This is a genomic window from Bradyrhizobium sp. UNPA324 (assembly GCF_006658635.1).
In the GTDB taxonomy this organism is placed as follows: Bacteria; Pseudomonadota; Alphaproteobacteria; order Rhizobiales; family Xanthobacteraceae; genus Bradyrhizobium; species Bradyrhizobium nanningense.
Map to the genome: position 1 here is coordinate 1,494,403 of NZ_LFJD01000004.1, position 18,165 is coordinate 1,512,567.

The 18,165-nt window shown below is 62.3% G+C and carries 18 protein-coding genes; 12 read left to right on the forward strand and 6 right to left on the reverse strand.

Going from position 1 to position 18,165, the window contains the following annotated elements; genetic code table 11:
- The first annotated feature begins 180 nt into the window (after positions 1-180).
- The 4 genes from UNPA324_RS07280 (at position 181) to UNPA324_RS07300 (ending at position 2,579) form a co-directional block, all read left to right on the forward strand.
- Positions 181-810: a response regulator transcription factor gene (locus tag UNPA324_RS07280; RefSeq protein WP_128919565.1), complete on the forward strand. Its 630-nt coding sequence runs from the start codon at positions 181-183 to the stop codon at positions 808-810.
- A gap of 150 nt (positions 811-960) precedes the next feature.
- Positions 961-1,311, forward strand: a complete 351-nt coding sequence (locus UNPA324_RS07285; RefSeq protein ID WP_347338755.1) for a response regulator transcription factor — start codon at positions 961-963, stop codon at positions 1,309-1,311.
- Positions 1,312-1,830: 519 nt separating this feature from the next.
- Positions 1,831-2,049, forward strand: coding sequence for a hypothetical protein (locus tag UNPA324_RS35625; RefSeq protein WP_128919567.1), 219 nt, complete (start codon positions 1,831-1,833; stop codon positions 2,047-2,049).
- A 209-nt stretch (positions 2,050-2,258) separates the two neighbouring features.
- Positions 2,259-2,579 carry a hypothetical protein gene (locus UNPA324_RS07300; protein ID WP_128919568.1) on the forward strand — a complete coding sequence of 107 codons (321 nt, stop codon included), beginning with the start codon at positions 2,259-2,261 and terminating at the stop codon, positions 2,577-2,579.
- Positions 2,580-2,618: 39 nt separating this feature from the next.
- On the opposite strand, the gene UNPA324_RS07305 is transcribed toward UNPA324_RS07300, so the two are convergent.
- Entirely contained in the window at positions 2,619-3,023 is a 405-nt protein-coding gene (locus UNPA324_RS07305) for a L,D-transpeptidase (protein WP_245471996.1), read from the reverse strand.
- Between the two features lie 383 nt (positions 3,024-3,406).
- Here UNPA324_RS07305 and UNPA324_RS07310 point away from each other — a divergent pair, with 383 nt between their 5' ends.
- Complete coding sequence (locus UNPA324_RS07310; RefSeq protein ID WP_141934200.1) at positions 3,407-4,072, forward strand: helix-turn-helix domain-containing protein; 666 nt, start codon at positions 3,407-3,409, stop codon at positions 4,070-4,072.
- 18 nt (positions 4,073-4,090) lie between these two features.
- Here UNPA324_RS07310 and UNPA324_RS07315 read toward each other — a convergent pair whose 3' ends face one another.
- From UNPA324_RS07315 to UNPA324_RS07325, 3 genes are read right to left on the reverse strand one after another with little or no spacing between them, the layout of a single operon-like run.
- Complete coding sequence (locus UNPA324_RS07315) at positions 4,091-4,666, reverse strand: invasion associated locus B family protein (protein ID WP_141934202.1); 576 nt, start codon at positions 4,664-4,666, stop codon at positions 4,091-4,093.
- A 28-nt stretch (positions 4,667-4,694) separates the two neighbouring features.
- On the reverse strand, positions 4,695-5,585 hold the full coding sequence (locus UNPA324_RS07320; protein ID WP_141934204.1) for an alpha/beta hydrolase family protein: 891 nt from the start codon (positions 5,583-5,585) through the stop codon (positions 4,695-4,697).
- A 10-nt stretch (positions 5,586-5,595) separates the two neighbouring features.
- Positions 5,596-7,284, reverse strand: coding sequence for an aspartate:alanine exchanger family transporter (locus UNPA324_RS07325; RefSeq protein WP_141934206.1), 1,689 nt, complete (start codon positions 7,282-7,284; stop codon positions 5,596-5,598).
- 142 nt (positions 7,285-7,426) lie between these two features.
- Between UNPA324_RS07325 and UNPA324_RS07330 the strand changes: the two genes are divergently transcribed.
- The 5 genes from UNPA324_RS07330 to UNPA324_RS07350 all read left to right on the forward strand — a co-directional run bounded on the left by UNPA324_RS07330 (position 7,427) and on the right by UNPA324_RS07350 (position 14,854).
- Complete coding sequence (locus UNPA324_RS07330) at positions 7,427-8,110, forward strand: YoaK family protein (RefSeq protein ID WP_141934207.1); 684 nt, start codon at positions 7,427-7,429, stop codon at positions 8,108-8,110.
- Positions 8,107-9,804, forward strand: a complete 1,698-nt coding sequence (locus UNPA324_RS07335) for a SulP family inorganic anion transporter (RefSeq protein ID WP_141934209.1) — start codon at positions 8,107-8,109, stop codon at positions 9,802-9,804. The genes UNPA324_RS07330 and UNPA324_RS07335 overlap by 4 nt, the downstream gene beginning before the upstream one ends.
- A gap of 134 nt (positions 9,805-9,938) precedes the next feature.
- The gene (locus tag UNPA324_RS07340) at positions 9,939-12,692 is read left to right on the forward strand and encodes a beta-eliminating lyase-related protein (protein ID WP_128919574.1); all 2,754 of its coding nucleotides are present in this window, start codon (positions 9,939-9,941) and stop codon (positions 12,690-12,692) included.
- 12 nt (positions 12,693-12,704) lie between these two features.
- On the forward strand, positions 12,705-14,405 hold the full coding sequence (locus UNPA324_RS07345) for an aspartate:alanine exchanger family transporter (protein WP_128919575.1): 1,701 nt from the start codon (positions 12,705-12,707) through the stop codon (positions 14,403-14,405).
- A 23-nt stretch (positions 14,406-14,428) separates the two neighbouring features.
- Positions 14,429-14,854 (forward strand): hypothetical protein, encoded by a 426-nt coding sequence (locus UNPA324_RS07350; protein ID WP_128919576.1) that lies wholly within the window; start codon positions 14,429-14,431, stop codon positions 14,852-14,854.
- A 62-nt stretch (positions 14,855-14,916) separates the two neighbouring features.
- Here the strand turns inward: UNPA324_RS07350 and ppk2 are convergent, their stop codons facing one another.
- Both ppk2 and UNPA324_RS07360 read right to left on the reverse strand, forming a co-directional pair.
- Entirely contained in the window at positions 14,917-15,717 is an 801-nt protein-coding gene (gene ppk2 / locus UNPA324_RS07355; protein WP_128919577.1) for a polyphosphate kinase 2, read from the reverse strand.
- A 39-nt stretch (positions 15,718-15,756) separates the two neighbouring features.
- Positions 15,757-16,212, reverse strand: a complete 456-nt coding sequence (locus UNPA324_RS07360) for a hypothetical protein (protein ID WP_141934211.1) — start codon at positions 16,210-16,212, stop codon at positions 15,757-15,759.
- A 152-nt stretch (positions 16,213-16,364) separates the two neighbouring features.
- Here UNPA324_RS07360 and UNPA324_RS07365 point away from each other — a divergent pair, with 152 nt between their 5' ends.
- Positions 16,365-16,823 (forward strand): hypothetical protein, encoded by a 459-nt coding sequence (locus UNPA324_RS07365; RefSeq protein ID WP_141934213.1) that lies wholly within the window; start codon positions 16,365-16,367, stop codon positions 16,821-16,823.
- A complete protein-coding gene (locus UNPA324_RS07370) occupies positions 16,816-18,051 on the forward strand; it encodes an HlyD family secretion protein (RefSeq protein ID WP_141934215.1) in 1,236 nt (411 codons plus the stop codon). Before UNPA324_RS07365 ends, UNPA324_RS07370 begins: the two co-directional genes overlap by 8 nt.
- The last annotated feature ends 114 nt before the right edge of the window (positions 18,052-18,165 follow it).

Here is an 18,165-nt window from a genome sequence, read left to right on the forward strand (position 1 = left end):
CCCGGGATGAGAAGGCCAACATTGGTATGCTACTTTTGAACCCTATGTTTCGATTTGAACCGTTTTGCTAAGCACGATGTCGTTCAGATGGACGGAATTTACTTCTGGTTTTAATGGCCTTGCGCTGGTGTTCAGCCAAGGGACGCTCTGCTCAAAGCATTCTGTGGCTAAGAGGTAGAATTGCCGGGCTTGGTTCTTGTGGTGGACGACGATGCATCGTTTCGGACGGCAATAGAACGCCGGCTGAGGCTGGCGGGTTACGACGTCGCAACATATTCGTCGGCGGCGGAATTGCTCGGGCGTCTGCCGAGTGGTGAGCAGCCTGCTTGTGTGCTGCTCGACGTGAAGATACCGGGCTTGAGCGGTCCCGATCTGCAAAGCCGCCTGATCGAGATCGGTTCGACGTTGCCGATCGTCTTCGTGACCGGCTACGCGGATACGGCGACGACCGTGCGCACGATCAAGGCCGGAGCCGAGGACTTTTTGACGAAGCCGGTCTCGTCAGAGCAATTGATCGACGCGATAGAGCGCGCCATGTCGCGTCAGATCGCCGCGCAGAACCAGCGCAGCACGCTAGACGCATTTCGCGCGCTTTTATCGTCCCTGACGCCCCGTGAACGGCAAGTCTTCGACCTCATCGTGCTTGGCAAGATCAACAAGCAAATTGCTCACGAGCTTGGAACGACGGAGCGGACGATCAAGGCGCATCGCCACCAGGTGATGGAAAAGATGCGAGTCCATTCGTTCGCAGAACTCGTATCGATCGCGGAGCGACTTGGGTTGATCGATCCTAGCGCTTCTAAGAACTAGGCATGCCCCCTGTACGAAGGGACAATAGCGCAGGTTATTGACGGTCCGACTTTCGAGGCGCGCAATGCGCAGGACGAAGCTGCAGGGCGTGCTGCCTTCGCCTATCTCGACAGAAAGCCGCGCATCGTGCTTGCAGACAAATCAATTTATGTGGTCGACGATGACCCGTCCTTCCGAAGAAGCATGAAGCGGCTTCTCCGCGAGCATGGTTATGACACCACGCTATTCGACTCGGCCGGGGCGCTGCTCCAGCATGAAAAGTTTGACCAGGCTCTTTGCATAGTTCTGGACATCGATCTGGCTGGCCAATCCGGAATCGATTTGCGCCGTCAGCTTGCGGCCAGTGGTATTGCGGTGCCCGTCATCTTCGTCACCGGCAACAACAGCGAAGTCTGTCGGTCGGCGGCGATGACGTCCGGCTGCGCAGCCTATCTGAACAAGCCGTTCAAGCCGAGCTTGCTCATCGCCTCGGTCGAGGCGGTGTGCGGGCGTGGCGACTAGCAAGACGTGCTGGTACCCTGGGCGACGCCCAACAAGTTCAGCGCCCTTTCCCGGTGTGCAAATTGAAGTTCTGTTGATCTTTATCAACGGTCCGGCGACGGATGAACTCACGGTAGCTCCGATCACGACCAAATTGGGAGAGATGAGCATGACGGGAATTGCCAAACGTCTTGGACTGATCGCGGCTTTATCGATGTTCGTGGCAGCTCCGCTGTCACTTCAGCCATCGTCGACAAGCCTTCTCACCGTATCGCTGGATAGCGCCCAAGCGAGGGTCGGGCGGCCTCTAACACCGATGAGTGTCGCGGGTGTCAATCGCCGGGTCCATCGCCGCGCGTACTACGGTGCGGCAGCAGCGGGAGCGGCGGCTTACGGTGGCTACCGTTACACCCATCCGAGGGCTTGCGGGTACGCTCCATATCCGCCTTGCTATTGAACCTCTGTTGGTGCCGAAGCAGTCAGGAGGTTCTCGTGCAATTGCCCCCATCAATCAGATCGTTGACCCTTGCCGGGTTGGTCATGAGCGCATCATTGGCTGTCGTGGGAACGACCGTCAGTAGCGGCCCGGCGGCCGCGGTCGTGTACTGCCAGTACATTGACTATCCGCCCAGCTGCGTCGCCAGAGCCGGCGTCGTGCTGAGACCGCGGCCCGTCGCCCGTGCTGCCGCTCGCGAGGCGGTACGGCCGGGAACGCCGATGAATCGCGGCGGTCCCGTCAATCGCGTCGGACGTCGCTGAATACCAGCGTTCAAAACCTGTCTCACTACGAAGCCCCGGCCTTGTGCCGGGGCTTTGCTTATCTGAAAGCCAGGCCCGCCGCGGTGAGGGCGGCGGCTAGGGATGCTTACTTAGGCTGCGCCGCGTTTGCGCCAGATCAAGCCGGCGTGGGGACTTCGATCTAGCCTTGATTAATTCTTGCGGCGATGTCCAGAACGGACACAAGTGGAATGGGCAGCATCATGCTTTTCAAGACACTCACGTTGCATTCACTCATCTACATCGCGGGCATGACGACGGCGATGGCCGTTCACCAGGCCATTCCACTACCTGGCCTGTCGGCAGGACCTCGGTCCGAACAGAACGCAGATCGCTCGGGGAAGAGCGACAGGTTGCCAACGGTGCAATTGAAGCGCAGAGCGCTGGACAAAGAACCGGTGCGCCTGCAGCCGCGAGACCTACTCAAGCCTCGGAAAGCGGCTTGCAAGCCGCCAATCGACGTGCCGGGTCGATGCTTTGCCGAGGCTGCGCCGATCCAGGGGGCCGGCTAAGATCGTTGGCGTCCGCCGAGATGGCGCGATGCCTTTGCGTCAAGGCGAGATCTCGATCGTCGTATTCTGAGGTCCCTGAGCCTGGATCAATTCGAACAGTGATTGCGCTCGTTCTGGCGCCAACCGAATGCAGCCATGGGACACGGGACGCCCAAGATTGCGGACTTCAAATGTCCCGTGAATTGCGTATCCGCCGTGGAAGAAGATCGAATAGGGCATCGGCGTGAAGTCGTAGAGCTTCGAATAGTGCATGCGCTGGAGAGAATAGGGCCGGTATGTGCCGGTGGGAGTGCGGTATCCACGCCGCGCCGTCGAGACTGGCCAGGTCGCATACGCGGCTCCGTCGACGGCGACCAGCATCGTCTGGGTGGAAAGCTGAACTCGGATTGTGATTGATGCGTGAGCGCTTTGGCCGGCGAAGCCGAGAAGCAGCAGTACGGTCAAGATCAGGCCCGAAGATGATCGTGCAGGCATTTCGTTGCTTCTAAGAGTCCGCTGGCTTGCCGGAAAAGCTTGCGCCTGCTGTGACCACGCCGGTCGCGCTTTGAGCACACGACGGCAGGAAGCCATCCCCAAAGTTGCTGCAAGTTAGATGAGTTTCGACGTGCATTGTTGATCCGACGCAACTCCACGCCTTTGAAGCGTCCTATCGGTTTTTGGCAATTCGGCGCTTCTGAGGCGTTTTGAAGGCGGATTCGCAAGCGACGCGGCCGGGCCGCTTCCGGGCAAGTACCTAGGCGGGACTTAAAGTTGCTGCAGATCAAATTCGCTCGGCCGCTTCCTGCCTAGCATTCATGCATTGTCAATTCAGTCGGAGTTTTTTCACGATGCTGCTCAGGACCAACACCCCCAGCAGCCGTCCGGTTGACGGGCATCTCGCAGCACTCGCCGGCGAGCGCGTGTTCTGCAGTGAATTTCGATATCGCAGAGGAACGGAGGTCTTCGGCGAAGGCGAGGAGACGGAGTACGTCTACCAGATCATCTCCGGAGCGGTGCGTACCTACAAACTACTCTCCGACGGCCGCCGCCAGATCAATTCATTCCACCTGCCAGGCGACATGTTCGGTCTCGAGAATGGCGCAGTTCATCGTTTTACCGCGGAAGCTGTAGTCGAGACCAGGGTTCGCATCACGAGGCGGCGTAGCCTGCTCGAAACGATGCAAGGCCGGGAATCGGGTGCTTCGAGCTTTCTCGGCCTCGTAACGAGAAACCTCCAGCATGCGGAGAACCACATGCTTCTGCTCGGCCGAAAGACGGCGCTGGAGCGAGTGGCCGCGTTTCTGCTCGAGCTCGACCAGCGGCTCGGCCATCCCAGGATCCTGGTACTGCCAATGAGCCGTCGCGACATTGCAGACTATCTCGGATTGACCCTCGAAACGGTCTCGCGCGCGTGCTCCACACTGCGCGGCCAAAAAATGCTGAAGTTCGAGGGAGCGACACAGCGACAAATCGTATTGCTCGACCGCAAGGGGCTGGCCGAGTACGACGCCTGAGAGCAGGCGGGCGATCCGTCACTCGTCGATGTCTTGCTCGAGCGTCTGCGCCGGCGGCCCCTGGTGGGTGGCGCGGAATTGAGCGAGAGGCAGGGACGTCGTCAGCGACAGGAGATTGGAATCGACGACTTCCAACGTCAGCGTCTTTCCCGTCTCCATCTCCTTGACCAGTTTCGAACTCGCCACGTCGCCCGCGATGCAGCTGTTGCTGAGGCACCAATTGTAGGGAATCGGGTGGTACTGGCCGGTGTCCACCTTCAGCTTCGCTGGTGTTCGCAGGTACATGCCGACGGGCACAAAGATCTGCATGCGCGCATTGCCGTCTTTTTCCCGCTCGATCAGATCGATCCGGACCGCCATCTGCCCGGTCTCGTAAGTCCCCGAGATCGTGGTTCTGCAAAGCAGCGGGGCCCCAGCGGCCTTGAAGCAGAGCTTCTTCCAGTCGCCGTATTTGATATCGTTGGCCGTGCGCTGTCCGCGGGGCGTGATCTCGGCAAGGGCGGGTGCCGCGGCGCAGGTCGCCGATAGAACGGCCGCAAGAATGGCCTGAGTGAGAAACACTGGCCTTGCAGCTTCGCAATGAGGGCGTGCCATGTCTTGAACTCCGAGGTTCTCGTGGCGGCTATTTGAGCTTGTCGAGAAAATTGGACACGAGCGGCGACCAGATCGGAATGGCATCCGGCGAGCCGATGAAATAATGCCCCTCGTTGCCGAACGGCGGCATCAGGTGGTATTCGGCCTTGCCGCCCGCGGCCGTGAAGGCCTGATGCATCCGCTTCGACAGTACCGGCCCGAAGAACGTGTCGTTCTCGATGTAGATCCACAACATCGGCACCCGTGAGGTACGGCCGAGCTCGCCCGTGGTCTCAACCAGCTTGTCGGGCGCACAATTGTTGTTCGGCTTGCCGCCGACCCGGCCGCCGCGACCTGCGGCGAAGATAATGATCGCCTTGACCTGCGGCGGGTTCAGGCTCGACAGCGCGATCGAGGCCCATCCGCCGGCGGATTGTCCGACCACAATCACGCCGTCAGGCAGGATGCGCTTCTCGGCCACCATATAGTCGATGATCCAGAGGTCGACTTGGGCGACGGCAAGACCCGGATCGCGGAAATTCGGATTGGTGCACTTGCCCACCTTCGAGAAGAACGGGCCGTAGATCCCGCGCTCGGGGATGTCGATCGCGGAGGCGCTATATCCCGTGCCGACCGGGGCCACCACGAGATAGCCGTGCCTGGCAAACCATTTGGCAGCGTCGCGAAACTCGACCAGTGGGAAGAAGCTGCGATCGGTCGGGTTGAGCGACACGCCGTGGTTCATGATCACCAGCGGGAAGGGGCCGTCGCCTACGGGGCGCACCAGATAAGCGAACATCGGGAGCGGCAACGGCAGAGCCCAGATCTCTTCCTGAATGCCTCGCGGGGCAGCTTGATCATCGGCACGGGCCGGCGCGATCAGACAAGCGAGCACGAGCAGCACTGCTCGCAGTCGCTGGATTGAGGAATACGACCGCATCCCGTCCTCCTCATCCGGTAAATGTCGCGGCCACGATGATGGGACCAAGCACCGTCAGGACGACGTTACCCACCGCATAGGGCACGGCGACGCCGAGCACCGGCGTTTGACTTTCGGCGACCTCGCAGGCCCCCGTTACGGCCGCGTCGACCGTCATGGCTCCTGCCAGCGCGCCGCACGTGACGACTGGGTTCATGCGCAGCACGTGGTACGCGAACAGCGTCGCCACGATCAGGGGCACGAGCGTGACGACGAGGCCCATGCCGACCAGCAGCAAGCCATGCGCCTGGATCGCGATCCAGGCTGCATGGCCGTTGCCGAGGCCAATGGCGGCAATGAAGCCGCCGAGGCCGAGGTCGCTCAGCGTCTGCTGCGCGGCAGGCGGCATTGCGCCCATGGTCGGGCGGCGTGACCGCAACCAGCCGCAGACGAGGCCGGCGATCAAGGCGCCGCCTCCACCGCCGAGCGTCAGCGCAATGCCTCCGACCTTGAAGCTGATCAGGCCGGCCAGCAGGCCGACGGCAATGCCGGCCGCGAGAAAGGCGATGTCGGTACGATCGCCGGTGCGCAAGATCTGCCCGACCTGCGCGGCTGCACGTTCGATGTTGCGGCTGGTGCCGACCAGGGTCATGACGTCGCCGACATAGATGCGGGTGTCAGGACTGAGTGGCACCTCGCGCCCCATCCGTGTCAGCGTGCGCAGGAACACGCCGCGCGCATTGCTGCCGACGCGATCGGCGACGTCCTGGACCGAACGGCCGTGCAGATTGCGGTTGTCCACCAACACATCGACCACATTGCCCGGCATCGCCTTCAGGATCTCGTCGGCGTCGATCTCGGTGCCGAGCACGGGCCGCGCTGCAACGATCACCGCTGTCCGCCCGGCGATCACGATGTCATCGCCGGCCTCGAGTACGGTGTCGAGATGCGGCTCGATGTCGGCGCCCTGGCGCACGATGCGCTCGATGACGGTGCGGCTGCCGATCTCCTCCTCGATAGCCTTCACGGTTCGGCCCGCGGCCGCCGAGACGCGATAGGCGCGCGCCTGGAATTTGCGGTAATGCAGGTTCTCGGTCTTGGGAGGCTCGCCCCCGGCAAGCTCGATCTCGAGCTTCTTGGCTTCGTCCTTGAGATTGACCCCCATCAGCTTGGGCGCAACGAACGGGACGTAGATGAGCGTCAGGATGTATCCGAGAACGTAGGTGACGGCGTAGCCGGCAGCGATATTCGCCTCTTGCTGCTCGAGCAGTGCCTTCGGCAGCCCAAGCTGCGCCAGGGCGCCCGAGGCAGTGCCGATGACTGAGGATTGAGTCAGCGCACCTGCCGCAAGCCCCGAAGCGGTGCCTGGATCGAGGCCGACCGTAAACGCAAAGGCCAGCACGATGATCAAGCCCGTGCCGCCAAGCACGAGCGCCATCGCGACCTGGGCCAGAGTGCGGATGCTCAAGGAGGCAAAGAATTCAGGTCCCGATTTGTAGCCGATCGTGAACACGAACAGACTGAACAGGATGACCCGCAGCACGGACGGAAACGCGAAGCTGCCGAGTTGACCGATGAGCACGGCGACGATGAGCGTGCATGCGGTGGTGCCGATCGAGAAGCCGCGGATCCTGATCCGGCCGAGCACGGTCCCAAGGGCAACCGCAATCAGCAGAAAGATTTCGGGAGCGGTGGAGATGATCCACCTGATGGTGTCCATGGTCGCGATTCCCCAGCGCGTTTGTTCCGATGGAAATTGAATCCTCAAAGCCCCTCGGAGGCTTGATTCAAGTCAAGCCTTCTCTGCGCCCGCGCGGCGTCAATGGGCCACCGCCAGATCGGCGACACACGACGTCTCGGACATGAGCTCACAGGGTATTGCCGCGACTTCATTGCTGCGCCGCGACGAAACGATCACCGTCGCACTGCTGCTGGCCTTCGCTGGCGGCTGCCTGGACGCCTATACCTGGATCGTCCATGGTGTAATGGCGAACGCGCAGACGGCGAACCTGGTCTTTCTCTGGGTTTACGGAATGGCTGGTGACTGGGCGAGGGCGCTGCATTTTGTCCCTCCGATCATGGCCTTCGCGGTCGGCATCGTGATCGCCGCCTGGCTGCGCCGCGCTGCTGGCGAGAGGGCCAGCGCGATCAGCACCTTGGTCGAGATCCTCCTTCTGGTCGGCGTCGGCATTCTCCATAATCGGATGCCCGAGATTGCCGGCACGCTCGGGATTTCGCTCGTCGCCGCGATGCAGGCGGCGGTCTTCACCAAGGTCGAGGGTGCGACGTACAGCACGGTGATGATCACGGGCAACATGCGCCAGGCGATCGAGGGCATCTTTGCGGTGGCTTCCGGGGCGGCCGCGGTTGGGACGGTGCGGCGGTCCGGCGTCTTCACGGCCGTGTGCGGTGCCTTCGGTCTTGGCGCGGCGCTGGGGGCGCTCTTGACCGAGGTTGTTCCGGACCTTGCGCTGGGTCTTCCCGTCGTCGCGCTGCTGATCGTGCTGTTGCGGTGCGAAGTCGTGCGCTCCGAGGTGAGCTCATGAAGCCGCCGTTCGATCCGCGGGTCGGCTGGATGCGGTTCTTTCCGCCGTTCGGCTGGCTCTCGGAGTATTGCATGGCCTGGCTACGCTCCGATGCAGTGGCCGGCATCACGCTGGCCGCGTACGCGATCCCGGTGTCGCTGGCTTACGCGGCCCTTGCCGGCTTGCCGCCCCAGATCGGCGTTTACGGTTATATTCTCGGCGGTATCGGCTACGCACTGCTCGGATGCTCGCGCCAGCTCGCCATCGGACCCACCTCGGCCATCTCGCTGATGATCGCGGGCACGGTCGGCTCGCTCGCCGCAGGTGATCCGGTTCGCTATGCGCAGATTGCCAGTCTCGTCGCCTGCGCGGTGGCGCTGCTATGTCTCATCGCCTGGCTGTTCAAGCTCTCTACTCTCGTTCGTCTGGTCAGCGACAGCATCTTGGTAGGCTTCAAGGCGGGCGCCGGGCTCACCATCATCATGAGCCAATTGTCGAGCCTGTTCGGCATTCCCGGCGGCGGTCGCCATTTCTTCGATCGGGCCATCCACATCGTTGGCCAGCTTGGCGATACGAATCTGCTGGTGCTGACGGTCGGTGCCGTGGCGCTCCTGCTGTTGCTGCTCGGTGAGCGGCTCTTGCCGGGGCGGCCGGTCGGCATCACCATCGTGGCCCTCTCGATCGCTGCGGCTACGCTGCTTGGACTGCCTGCCATGGGAGTGCCGGTCACCGGCAAGATCCCCGAGGGATTGCCGGCCCTTGCCGTTCCGACCTTTGGGCTGGTTGAGCCCGAAGAGCTGTTCCCCATTGCTGCGGGTTGTCTGTTGCTGGCCTATATCGAAGGTGTGTCGGCCGCGCGCAGCTTCGCTGCCAAGCACGGATATGCGCTCGACGTTCGGCAGGAATTTCTCGGCTTGGGCGCCGCCAACCTTGCCGCGGCATTCGGCCACGGCTACCCGGTCGCCGGAGGGTTATCGCAATCGGCCGTGAACGACAATGCCGGCGCGCGTACGCCCCTTGCATTGGTGATCTGCTCGGCCACCTTGGCGCTGTGTCTGTTGTTCTTCACAGGCCTGCTGACCAATCTTCCCAAGGCGGTGCTGGCCGCGATCGTCTTTGTCGCGGTGTACAGATTGGTGGACATTCCCGCGCTGATCCGCATGTGGAAGGTCAGCCGGATCGATTTCTACGCGGCGGCCATCGCGCTGATTTCGGTGCTGCTGCTAGGCATCCTTCAAGGCGTGCTGCTCGCTGCGATCGCGTCGATCTTCCTGCTGCTCGCGCGGGCGTCGCAGCCGAATATCGCATTTCTGGGGCGGTTACCGGGAACCGGCCGCTATTCCGATAGCGCCAGGCACGAGGGCGTGGAGCCGCTGGTCGGCGTGATCGCGTTTCGCCCCGAGGCCTCGCTGCTCTACATCAATGCCGAGACGATCCTGGCGGCGGTGCTGAACGCACTGGGCACATCAGCCGATATCAGGCTGGTCGTCTGCGATCTCTCGGCATCGCCCTATATCGATCTCGCCGGCGCGCGCATGCTGCACGATCTCTATGACGAGCTGGCCTCGCGTCACATCGCACTCTGCATCGTTGGCGCGCACGCGCAGCTTCGCGATCTCCTGCGGGCGGAGGGGCTGGCCGAAAAGACCGACAGTGCACAATGGCTGCGAACGCTCGACAACGTGCTGGGCGGCAGCGATGCGAAGGGCGGCTAACGGTTTTTGCGCTGCGAAATGCATCCGCGCTGCCGAAGCTTTTCAAGATCCCTCAGACCGTTGACTTGGATCAATGGAGGGGAGGGCCGTGAGGCCACGATCCGCATCACAATTTCTGGGATCGGGAGAGAGACATGTCCAAAGATGCCAACTCCGCAGAGAAGCGTATCGATCGATTCTTTTCCGGGCCCGGAGCGCGGGCAGACGATTGGCGCGATCTCGTGGAAGCAGCGAAGAGCTGGGCGCGGGTCGGCAATCGCGCGGCTTACGATGCAGCGCTGGCCGAGCTCTCGGTCACCGAGGAGTTCCACGGCTATCCCGGCCTGCACCTGATGGCAGCGCTGCGGGAAGCCGCCGCCGCGGGCGACGGCTCCACATCGTTCGCGCTTGCAACGAAGATCGCCCAGGCGCTGGCGACCCGGTCTTTCCGTCAGCACGCCGGCGACTGGAGCGCCAAGGATGAGGGCAATGGCGACGTGCCAGAGCTGGTGCCGCCGTCGTTTGGCGGGCATACGGCGCGCCGGCCCTATTTCGAAACCCTCATCGTGACCGGTGTTTCGTCAAGTCAGTGGCCGGCACTCGCCGCCGAATGGCGCAAGCTGCGTCGTCCGGTCGACGGCTTCATCTATGAGCCCGTCATCGTCGGCAACCTCGAAGACGCGTTCTGCGCGACCATGCTCAATCCCGACATTGCCGCGGTCATCATCAACGAGGGTTTTGGCCTGCGGTCGCGACACGACGCGCCCGTCCTTCGCTCGATCATGGCTACGGCCGGCCTCAAGGACGAATCCGACGCGTCGGCGCTCCGGCTCGCCCAGATCATCAAACGGGTCAGGCCGGAACTCGACCTCTACATGATCTCGAATCGCGACGTCGAGGAATTGGCAGGCAATCCCGAGGCCAACGTCGTCCGCCGCATCTTCTATTCGGTGGAAGAGCTGCTGGAACTGCATCTGTCGATCCTCGAAGGCATCCAGGACCGATACGACACTCCGTTCTTCGACAATCTCAAGAAGTATGCGCAGCGTCCGATCGGGACGTTCCACGCGCTGCCGATCGCCCGCGGCAAGTCGATCTTCAAGTCGGACTGGATTCGCGACATGGGCGAGTTCTACGGCCCGAACCTGTTCCTCGCCGAGAGCAGTGCCACGACGGGCGGCCTCGATAGCATGCTCGAGCCGACCGGCAACATCAAGAAGGCGCAGGAAAAGGCCGCCCGCGCGCTCGGTGCCGACCGCGTCTTCTTCGTCACCAATGGCACGTCGACATCGAATAAGATGGCGGTGCAGGCGTTGCTTGCGCCCGGCGATATCGCGATCGTCGATCGCAACTGCCACAAGTCCCACCATTACGGCATGGTGCTGGCGGGTGCGCAGCCGCTCTATGTCGAAGCCTTCCCGATGACGGAATACTCGATGTACGGCGCGGTGCCGCTGAAGACGATCAAGCAGGCACTGCTCAACGCCAAGGCCGACGGCAGGCTCGACCGCGTCAAGATGATCGATCTCACCAATTGCACCTTCGATGGTCACATCTACAACACGCGCCGCGTGATGGAGGAATGTCTCGCCATCAAACCGGATCTGATCTTCCTGTGGGACGAGGCCTGGTTCGGTTTCGCGCGCTTCTCGCCGTTCCTGCGTCGGCGTACTGCCATGGGGGCCGCCAACGAGATCGAGACGTGGATGCACGATCCAAAGTCCGCAGCTGCCTATGACAAGCAGCAGGCCGAATTCGGCAAGAACCCGTCGGACGAGGTGTTGCTCAAGACCAGGCTCATCCCCAACCCGCGGCAGATCCGCCTTCGTGTCTACCAGACGAACTCGACCCACAAGTCGATGTCGGCGATCCGGCAAGGCTCGATGCTCTCGGTGAAGGACGTCGAATTCCACACGGTCGAGCAGCAGTTCAAGGAGGCGGTGTTCACGCACGCCTCCACCAGTCCGAACCAGCAGCTCATCGCCAGCCTCGACATTTCGCGGCGGCAGATGGAGCTTGAAGGTTACGGCCTCGTCGCCAATGCGATCGAGATCGCGTTCGCCATCCGTCACGCCGTCAACAACAATCCGCTGATCTCGAAATACTTCCGCGTGCTGGGCGCCGACGCCATGGTGCCGGCGCAGTACCGCCAGAGCGGCTTTACCGACTATCTCGCAGCCGGGGTGAACTGGGCCAATACGCTCAGGAGTCTCGACGAGGACGAGTTCTGCCTCGACCCGACCCGCATGACGCTGGTGTGCGGAACGGCCGGCTACGATGGTACCCAGTTCAAGGGCATTTTGGCCAATGAGTACAACATCCAGGTCAACAAGACGTCGCGCAATTCGGTCCTGGTCCAGTCCAACATCAACAACACCCGCAGCGACGTCGCTCACCTGGTTCGGGTGCTTGCGGAGATTGCCGGCGAGATCGACCAGGGCCTCATGCAGGGAGGCGCTAACGCCAGGAAGACCTTCGAGGCGCGGGTCAAGAGCCTGATGACCGATGTGCCGGACCTGCCGAACTTCTCGCATTTCCACCCGAGCTTCCGCGGCGATGCCGGCAGCAAGACCAACGAAGGCGACATCCGCACCGGTTTCTATGCCGCTTATGACGTCGCAGGTTGCGAGCACATCCGCCTCAACGATCCCGAGATCGACCGGCGGCTGAAAGCGGGACCCGAGCTCGTCTCGGCGAACTTCGTCATCCCGTATCCGCCCGGATTTCCGATCATGGTGCCGGGCCAGGTCATCACCCAGGAAACCATCGACTTCATGCGCAAGCTCGATGTGAAGGAGATTCATGGCTACGACGCCAAGGAAGGCCTGAAGCTTGTGCGCAGCGAAGCCTTGGCGAAGATCGGCAGGCCTAAGCCTGCCGCGGCGCCGAAGCTCAAGGCTGCATCTTAGAGGGGACCGAACATGCAGGGCTTTTTCACATTCCTTCAGCAGTACCCGTATCTGCTGCTGTTCTTCGTCGTCGGCCTCGCCGTCTATATCGGCCGCGCCAGCGTCAAAGGTTACGGTCTCGGCATGGTCGCCGGTGCCATCGTGGTGGGTGCGGGCCTGTCGGTGTGGGCCTCGACTTACGGCGTGAAGCTCGAGCTGAATAATTTCGCCAAGAGCCTGTTCTACTATCTCTTCATGTACGGCGTGGGCTTGCGCGTCGGCCCGTCGTTCATCAACAGCCTGAAAGGCGACGGCCTCAAGTTCTGCATTCTCGCCGTCGTCTCGAGCGTGCTCGGCCTTGCGCTGGTGGTCATCGGTGCGAAGCTCTTTGCGCTCCCGACCGGTGCGGCCGGCGGCATGCTGGCGGGATCGCAGACCATGTCGGCCGCCATCGGCTCGGCCGAGCAGGCCGTCACGTCCGGTGTCGTCAAGCTGCCTGCGGGCATGAAGCCGGAGGACGCGTCGGGCATGATCGCGCTGTCCTACGGCATCACCTACATCTGGGGCACCGTCGGCATCATCCTGATCTGCAAATATCTGCCGCGCTGGTGGGGGGTCGATGCCAAGGCCGCGGCCAGGCAGTATGAGCAAGAGTTCGGCGTCAAGGACCTCGAGGGCGGCGGCCTCACCGGCTATCGCCAGTTCGGACTGCGCGCCTATCGGCTGGAAAATCCCGCCACCGCCGGCATGAGCATCGCCAAATTCCGGGCAATGAATCCGGAGTACCGCATCGTCAACGTGGGACGGAACGGCGAGGCGCAAGGTGCCGATGCCGATCTCGTGCTGCAAAAGGGGGACATCGTCGCGTTGGGCGGCTCGACCGAGCATCTCACCGACAAGATGGGCCTGATCGGTCCCGAGGTCGCCGATGCCAAGACGCTCGGCATTCCCATGGACCAGGCGGACATCCTTGTCACCAACAAGGACATGGTGGGACGCACCTTCGAGTCCTTCCGTGACACCGCGATCGCCGGCCAGTTGCAGGTCACCAAGGTCGAGCGCGGCGGCGTGCAGATCCCGGCAGGCCTGAAGACCAAGCTCGAGCGGATGGACATCGTCTCGGTGGTCGGTTTGAAATCCGCTGTCAACGAGCTCGGGGAGATGTGGGGCCGGATTGCACGCACCAACACGTCGACCGATCTGCTGACCCTGTCGGTCGGCATGATCATCGGCTTCCTGATCGGCATGATCGAGTTCCCGGCGTTCGGTGCCAAGGTTGGCCTCGGCAATGCCGGCGGGCTGTTGCTGTCCGGTGTGATCGTCTCCTCGATCGTGTCGCGGCTGCGCTTTTTCGGCAACACGCCGAACGCAGCCCGCAACGTGCTCGAGGATCTCGGTCTCGTCGTCTTCGTCGCCATCGTCGGCGTCAACGCCGGCGCCGGTCTCCTGGCTCAGCTCACCGGTGCGGTCGCGCTGAAGATCTTCATCGTCGGCTTCATCGCCTGCACGATCCCGCCGTTCATCGTCTGGGCGATCGGATTCCACATCTTCAAGATCAATCCCGCTGTCCTGATGGGCGGTGTGGCCGGCGCGCGCTCGCACTCCGGTCCTTGCCGGGAGGCTGCGGTGGAAATTCAGAGCTCCGTGCCCTGGATCGGTTTCCCGGTCGGCTATGCCGTCTCGGGCATCCTGCTCACCGTGTTCGGCTACTTCGCTATGCTTCTGGCTCAATAGCGAGCCAAACTCAGGGGAAAGTCATGAAGAAACTGGTTGCTATTGCTGCTCTGCTCCTCGGTGTCGCCGGCTTCAGCGCGCCCTCGCGCGCCGAAACCGGCAGCGTCGCCGTGGTTTTCACCAAGGGCGGCTTCATCGTCGGCGTCGGAGGCGGCGAGGGCGTGCTGCACCTCCGCGGCAAGAATTATCCGTTCACCGTATCCGGCATGAGCGTCGGCTTGACCGTGGGTGCCTCGACGACCAAGTTCGTCGGGCGTGCCTTGAACTTGCGCGGCCCGGCATCGATCGAGGGCTCCTACGCGGTGGGCGGAGCCGGCGGCGCCGTTGCCGCCGGTGCGGGAGCGGTTCAACTGCAAAACGCGAACGGCGTGATCCTGCAGCTCAGCGGGCCGAAGGTAGGCGCCGAGGTATCGGCGGCCGTCGGCGGGGTTACGATCCGGCTGAAATAGATGGTCGACGCAACAAGATAGGCCGCATCGCGCGGCCTATTTTGGTCGATCTGGATCTCATTTCAGTAACGTTCTTCGACGAAGTTCACGCCCTTCAGAACAGCCTGATCGTCGTAGCGTCCTTTGGCGGAGCGCTTCGGCAGCTTGACCTTGTCCTTCTTGATGCGCTTGTAAGGAATTGACTTCAGAAGGTGCGCGATACAGTTCAGCCGCGCCCGCCGCTTGTCGTCGGAGCGGACGAGGCTCCAAGGCGCATGCTCGGAGTTGGTCGCCTTCAGCATCAGGTCGCGAGCTTGCGAGTAGTCGTACCAGCGTCGATAGGATTCCAGATCCATCGGACTGAGCTTCCATTGCCGCAGTGGGTCGTCAATGCGCGCCTTGAAACGGCGCTCTTGCTCGTCCATTCCCACTTCGAGCCAAAGCTTGATCAGGATGATACCGCCATCGACGATGTACCGTTCGATCTCGGGGCAGAGCGACAGGAACCGCTGATGCTGGTCCTTCGAGCAGAATCCCATCACGTATTCGACGCCAGCGCGATTATACCAGCTCCGGTCGAAGATCACGATCTCGCCGGCTGCCGGAAAGTGCTCCATGTAGCGCTGCATGAAGAGTTGCGATTTCTCGCGATCGGAAGGCGCCGGAAGGGCGGTCACACGGAACACGCGCGGGCTGACCTTCTCGGTGATCGCCTTGATCGTACCGCCCTTGCCGGCCGCATCCCGTCCCTCGAACACGACGATCACCCGAGCCCCGGTCGTTCTGGTCCATTCCTGGAGGTGGCATAGCTCGACTTGGAGCTTCTCCAGCTCCTTCTCGTAGACTTTGCGCTTCATCCGCGCCCCGGCCCCGTCGTTTGCCATGCTCTGCCTTTCGTCAGATCGGATCCAGGAGAGCGACGATCAGTCGCCCCAGGAAATCGTGACGCCTATGTCGCCGGGCATGCCGCCGGGGAAATCGATGATCTGGTAACTGATGCGATAGCCGCGCGGCTTCAGATAGTCGGTCCAGAGCTGGAAGATTTCCTTCGGGATACCGGTCAGCGTCTTCTCCCAGCCCGGCTCCTGCTGGTTGATGGCGCGCCCCCTGTCGGTGCACAGCGTATTGGGAAAGCGATAGACCTGCACCTCGGTCATCCCGTTGCGCACCGCACGCTGGATGATGGTCGCGGCAAGCTGGATCTTCTCTTCCTCGGTCTTGCCGGACGGCTTACTCAACCGCTCGACCAGGGCGCGCTTTTCGGCTTCTGCCGCGGCAGCCAGGCGGGCATATTCCTCCGCCTTCTCGGCCTCCTTCAGGGCCGCTTCCTTGCGAATCTGGTTGGCATTGGGGATCAGGGTGTCGAGATTGGCGGGCATTGCCGATGTCTCCTGCTGCTCTGTTTCAGTGCTCAAGCAAGGCTAGGTCGGATGGGGGCCATTCCGTTGATTCAAATCAACCAATGCAGACCCTGCCATCCCCAAAATGCGTCAAGGGCCGCGACAGCCGGGTCCCCGTTCAGGAGAGCACGTTGAGCGAGCAGCTTCATCCGATGGCACCACACCATCTGCCCTTCTACATCGTCTCGCCAGGCGAGGTAGATGCGCTGATGATCGTGACGGGCATCATCCTGATCGCGGCTGTTTTCGCGGTGGGGTTGTTGTATTGGCATTTGCATAGCTTGCCCGAGCGCATGGCGCACAAGACCCAGAAGCTGCAGTTCGAGATCGTGGCCGTGCTGGGACTTATCGCGCTGTTCACGCACGAGCATCTGTACTGGATCGCGGCATTGGTGCTTGCGCTCATCGAGTTGCCGGATTTCGGAACGCCGCTGCGCAGCATCGCCGGTTCAGTGGAGAAGATCGCAGACAGCACGTCGCCGGTTGATGCGAGCGAGGCGCCTCAGCCAGACACGGCGGCCGCTCCAACAACGATCAGCCGGGAGGATCAAATCGTGGATACTGAGCATAAGGTGCGCAGCCATGCTTGAGCTCATCATCTGCTCGTTGTTGACCATTCTTCCGGACTACCTCTATCGGCGCTTTGCGCAAGGTAAGCGGTTCGGCAAGGAGATCACGCTCTTCTCCGTCTGGTACGAGCTGCGCTGGGGCATCACGGGCTGCCTGATGCTGACCGTGGCGCTGATCACCAGCGTGTTCTTCTTTCATCCGGCGACCTCCAACGCGGCGATGCTGTTCCGGACCGTTCCGATCCTGCCCGAGGGATCAGGCCGTGTCGCGGAGGTCAATGTCGGTTACAGCCAGACCGTGAAGAAGGGCGACGTGCTCTTCAGGTTGGACAATTCGAAGCAGACGGCAGCGCTCGAAACGGCCAGGCGCAAGGTCGCCGAGATCGATGCTTCCATGGCGTCGGCGAAGGCCGATGTCGTTAAGGCCGAGGCGCAGCTCCAGGAGGCGAGGGCCAGCTATCAGCAGGCCAAGGACGAACTCGAAGTCAAGACGGAGCTGCAACGTCGAAATCCGGGCATAGTGCCGCAGCGCGATATTGAGAAGCTTCAGGTCGTGGTCGATCAGCGTCAGGCTGGTATTGACGCCGCGACCGCCGCGAAAGAATCGGCGGCCTTGCAGGTGTCGACGCTGCTGCCGGCGCAGAAGGCGAGCGCGGAAGCCTCGCTGGCCGAGGCGCAGGTGGATCTGGACAAGACCTTCGTCCGTGCTGGCGTCGAGGGACGTGTCGAGCAATTTCTCGTCCGCGCTGGCGATGTCGTCAATCAACTGATGCGACCCGCGGGAATTCTGATTCCCGAAGGCGCCGGCCGGGAGCGGCTGCAGGCCGGCTTCGGCCAGATCGAAGCAGGCGTGATGAAGGAGGGCATGGTCGCCGAGGCCACCTGCGTGTCCAGGCCGTGGGCCGTGATTCCCCTGGTCGTGACCGGCGTGCAGGACTACATCGCGTCCGGTCAGTTTCGGACCGGCGAGCAGCTCATCGAGGCGCAGAACCTCGCCAAGCCGGGGACGATTCTGGTGTTCCTCGAGCCGCTCTACAAGGGCGGGCTTGACGGCGTCACGGCCGGCAGCACCTGCATCGTGAATGCGTACACCAGCAATCACGAGCAGATCGTCGACCCCAAGACCTCGACCGGTCGGCGGATCGTTCTCCATGCCATCGACGCGATCGGTTTCGTCCATGCGCTGCTGCTGCGGATCCAGACCCTCTTGCTGCCGTTCAAGACGCTGATTTTCAGCGGTGGCCACTGAAGCGACGAGAGGGCTAGTACGGTCGCACTCAAATGTGCTGTGATGGCGCCGTCTGGATGAGGCCGGCGGAGAGAAACATGAGCGGACGCAAGTTGGTTGCGTCGGTCAAGCCGC

Excerpts from the sequence above, each read along its gene's own strand:
- UNPA324_RS35625 (WP_128919567.1), top strand. The coding sequence starts at position 1,831 with ATGAGCGCATCATTGGCTGTCGTGGGAACGACCGTCAGTAGCGGCCCG.
- UNPA324_RS07300 (WP_128919568.1), top strand. The coding sequence starts at position 2,259 with ATGGGCAGCATCATGCTTTTCAAGACACTCACGTTGCATTCACTCATC.
- UNPA324_RS07310 (WP_141934200.1), top strand. The coding sequence starts at position 3,407 with ATGCTGCTCAGGACCAACACCCCCAGCAGCCGTCCGGTTGACGGGCAT.
- UNPA324_RS07315 (WP_141934202.1), bottom strand. The coding sequence starts at position 4,666 with ATGGCACGCCCTCATTGCGAAGCTGCAAGGCCAGTGTTTCTCACTCAG.
- UNPA324_RS07320 (WP_141934204.1), bottom strand. The coding sequence starts at position 5,585 with ATGCGGTCGTATTCCTCAATCCAGCGACTGCGAGCAGTGCTGCTCGTG.
- UNPA324_RS07325 (WP_141934206.1), bottom strand. The coding sequence starts at position 7,284 with ATGGACACCATCAGGTGGATCATCTCCACCGCTCCCGAAATCTTTCTG.
- UNPA324_RS07330 (WP_141934207.1), top strand. The coding sequence starts at position 7,427 with ATGAGCTCACAGGGTATTGCCGCGACTTCATTGCTGCGCCGCGACGAA.
- UNPA324_RS07335 (WP_141934209.1), top strand. The coding sequence starts at position 8,107 with ATGAAGCCGCCGTTCGATCCGCGGGTCGGCTGGATGCGGTTCTTTCCG.
- UNPA324_RS07340 (WP_128919574.1), top strand. The coding sequence starts at position 9,939 with ATGTCCAAAGATGCCAACTCCGCAGAGAAGCGTATCGATCGATTCTTT.
- UNPA324_RS07345 (WP_128919575.1), top strand. The coding sequence starts at position 12,705 with ATGCAGGGCTTTTTCACATTCCTTCAGCAGTACCCGTATCTGCTGCTG.
- UNPA324_RS07350 (WP_128919576.1), top strand. The coding sequence starts at position 14,429 with ATGAAGAAACTGGTTGCTATTGCTGCTCTGCTCCTCGGTGTCGCCGGC.
- ppk2 (WP_128919577.1), bottom strand. The coding sequence starts at position 15,717 with ATGGCAAACGACGGGGCCGGGGCGCGGATGAAGCGCAAAGTCTACGAG.
- UNPA324_RS07360 (WP_141934211.1), bottom strand. The coding sequence starts at position 16,212 with ATGCCCGCCAATCTCGACACCCTGATCCCCAATGCCAACCAGATTCGC.
- UNPA324_RS07370 (WP_141934215.1), top strand. The coding sequence starts at position 16,816 with ATGCTTGAGCTCATCATCTGCTCGTTGTTGACCATTCTTCCGGACTAC.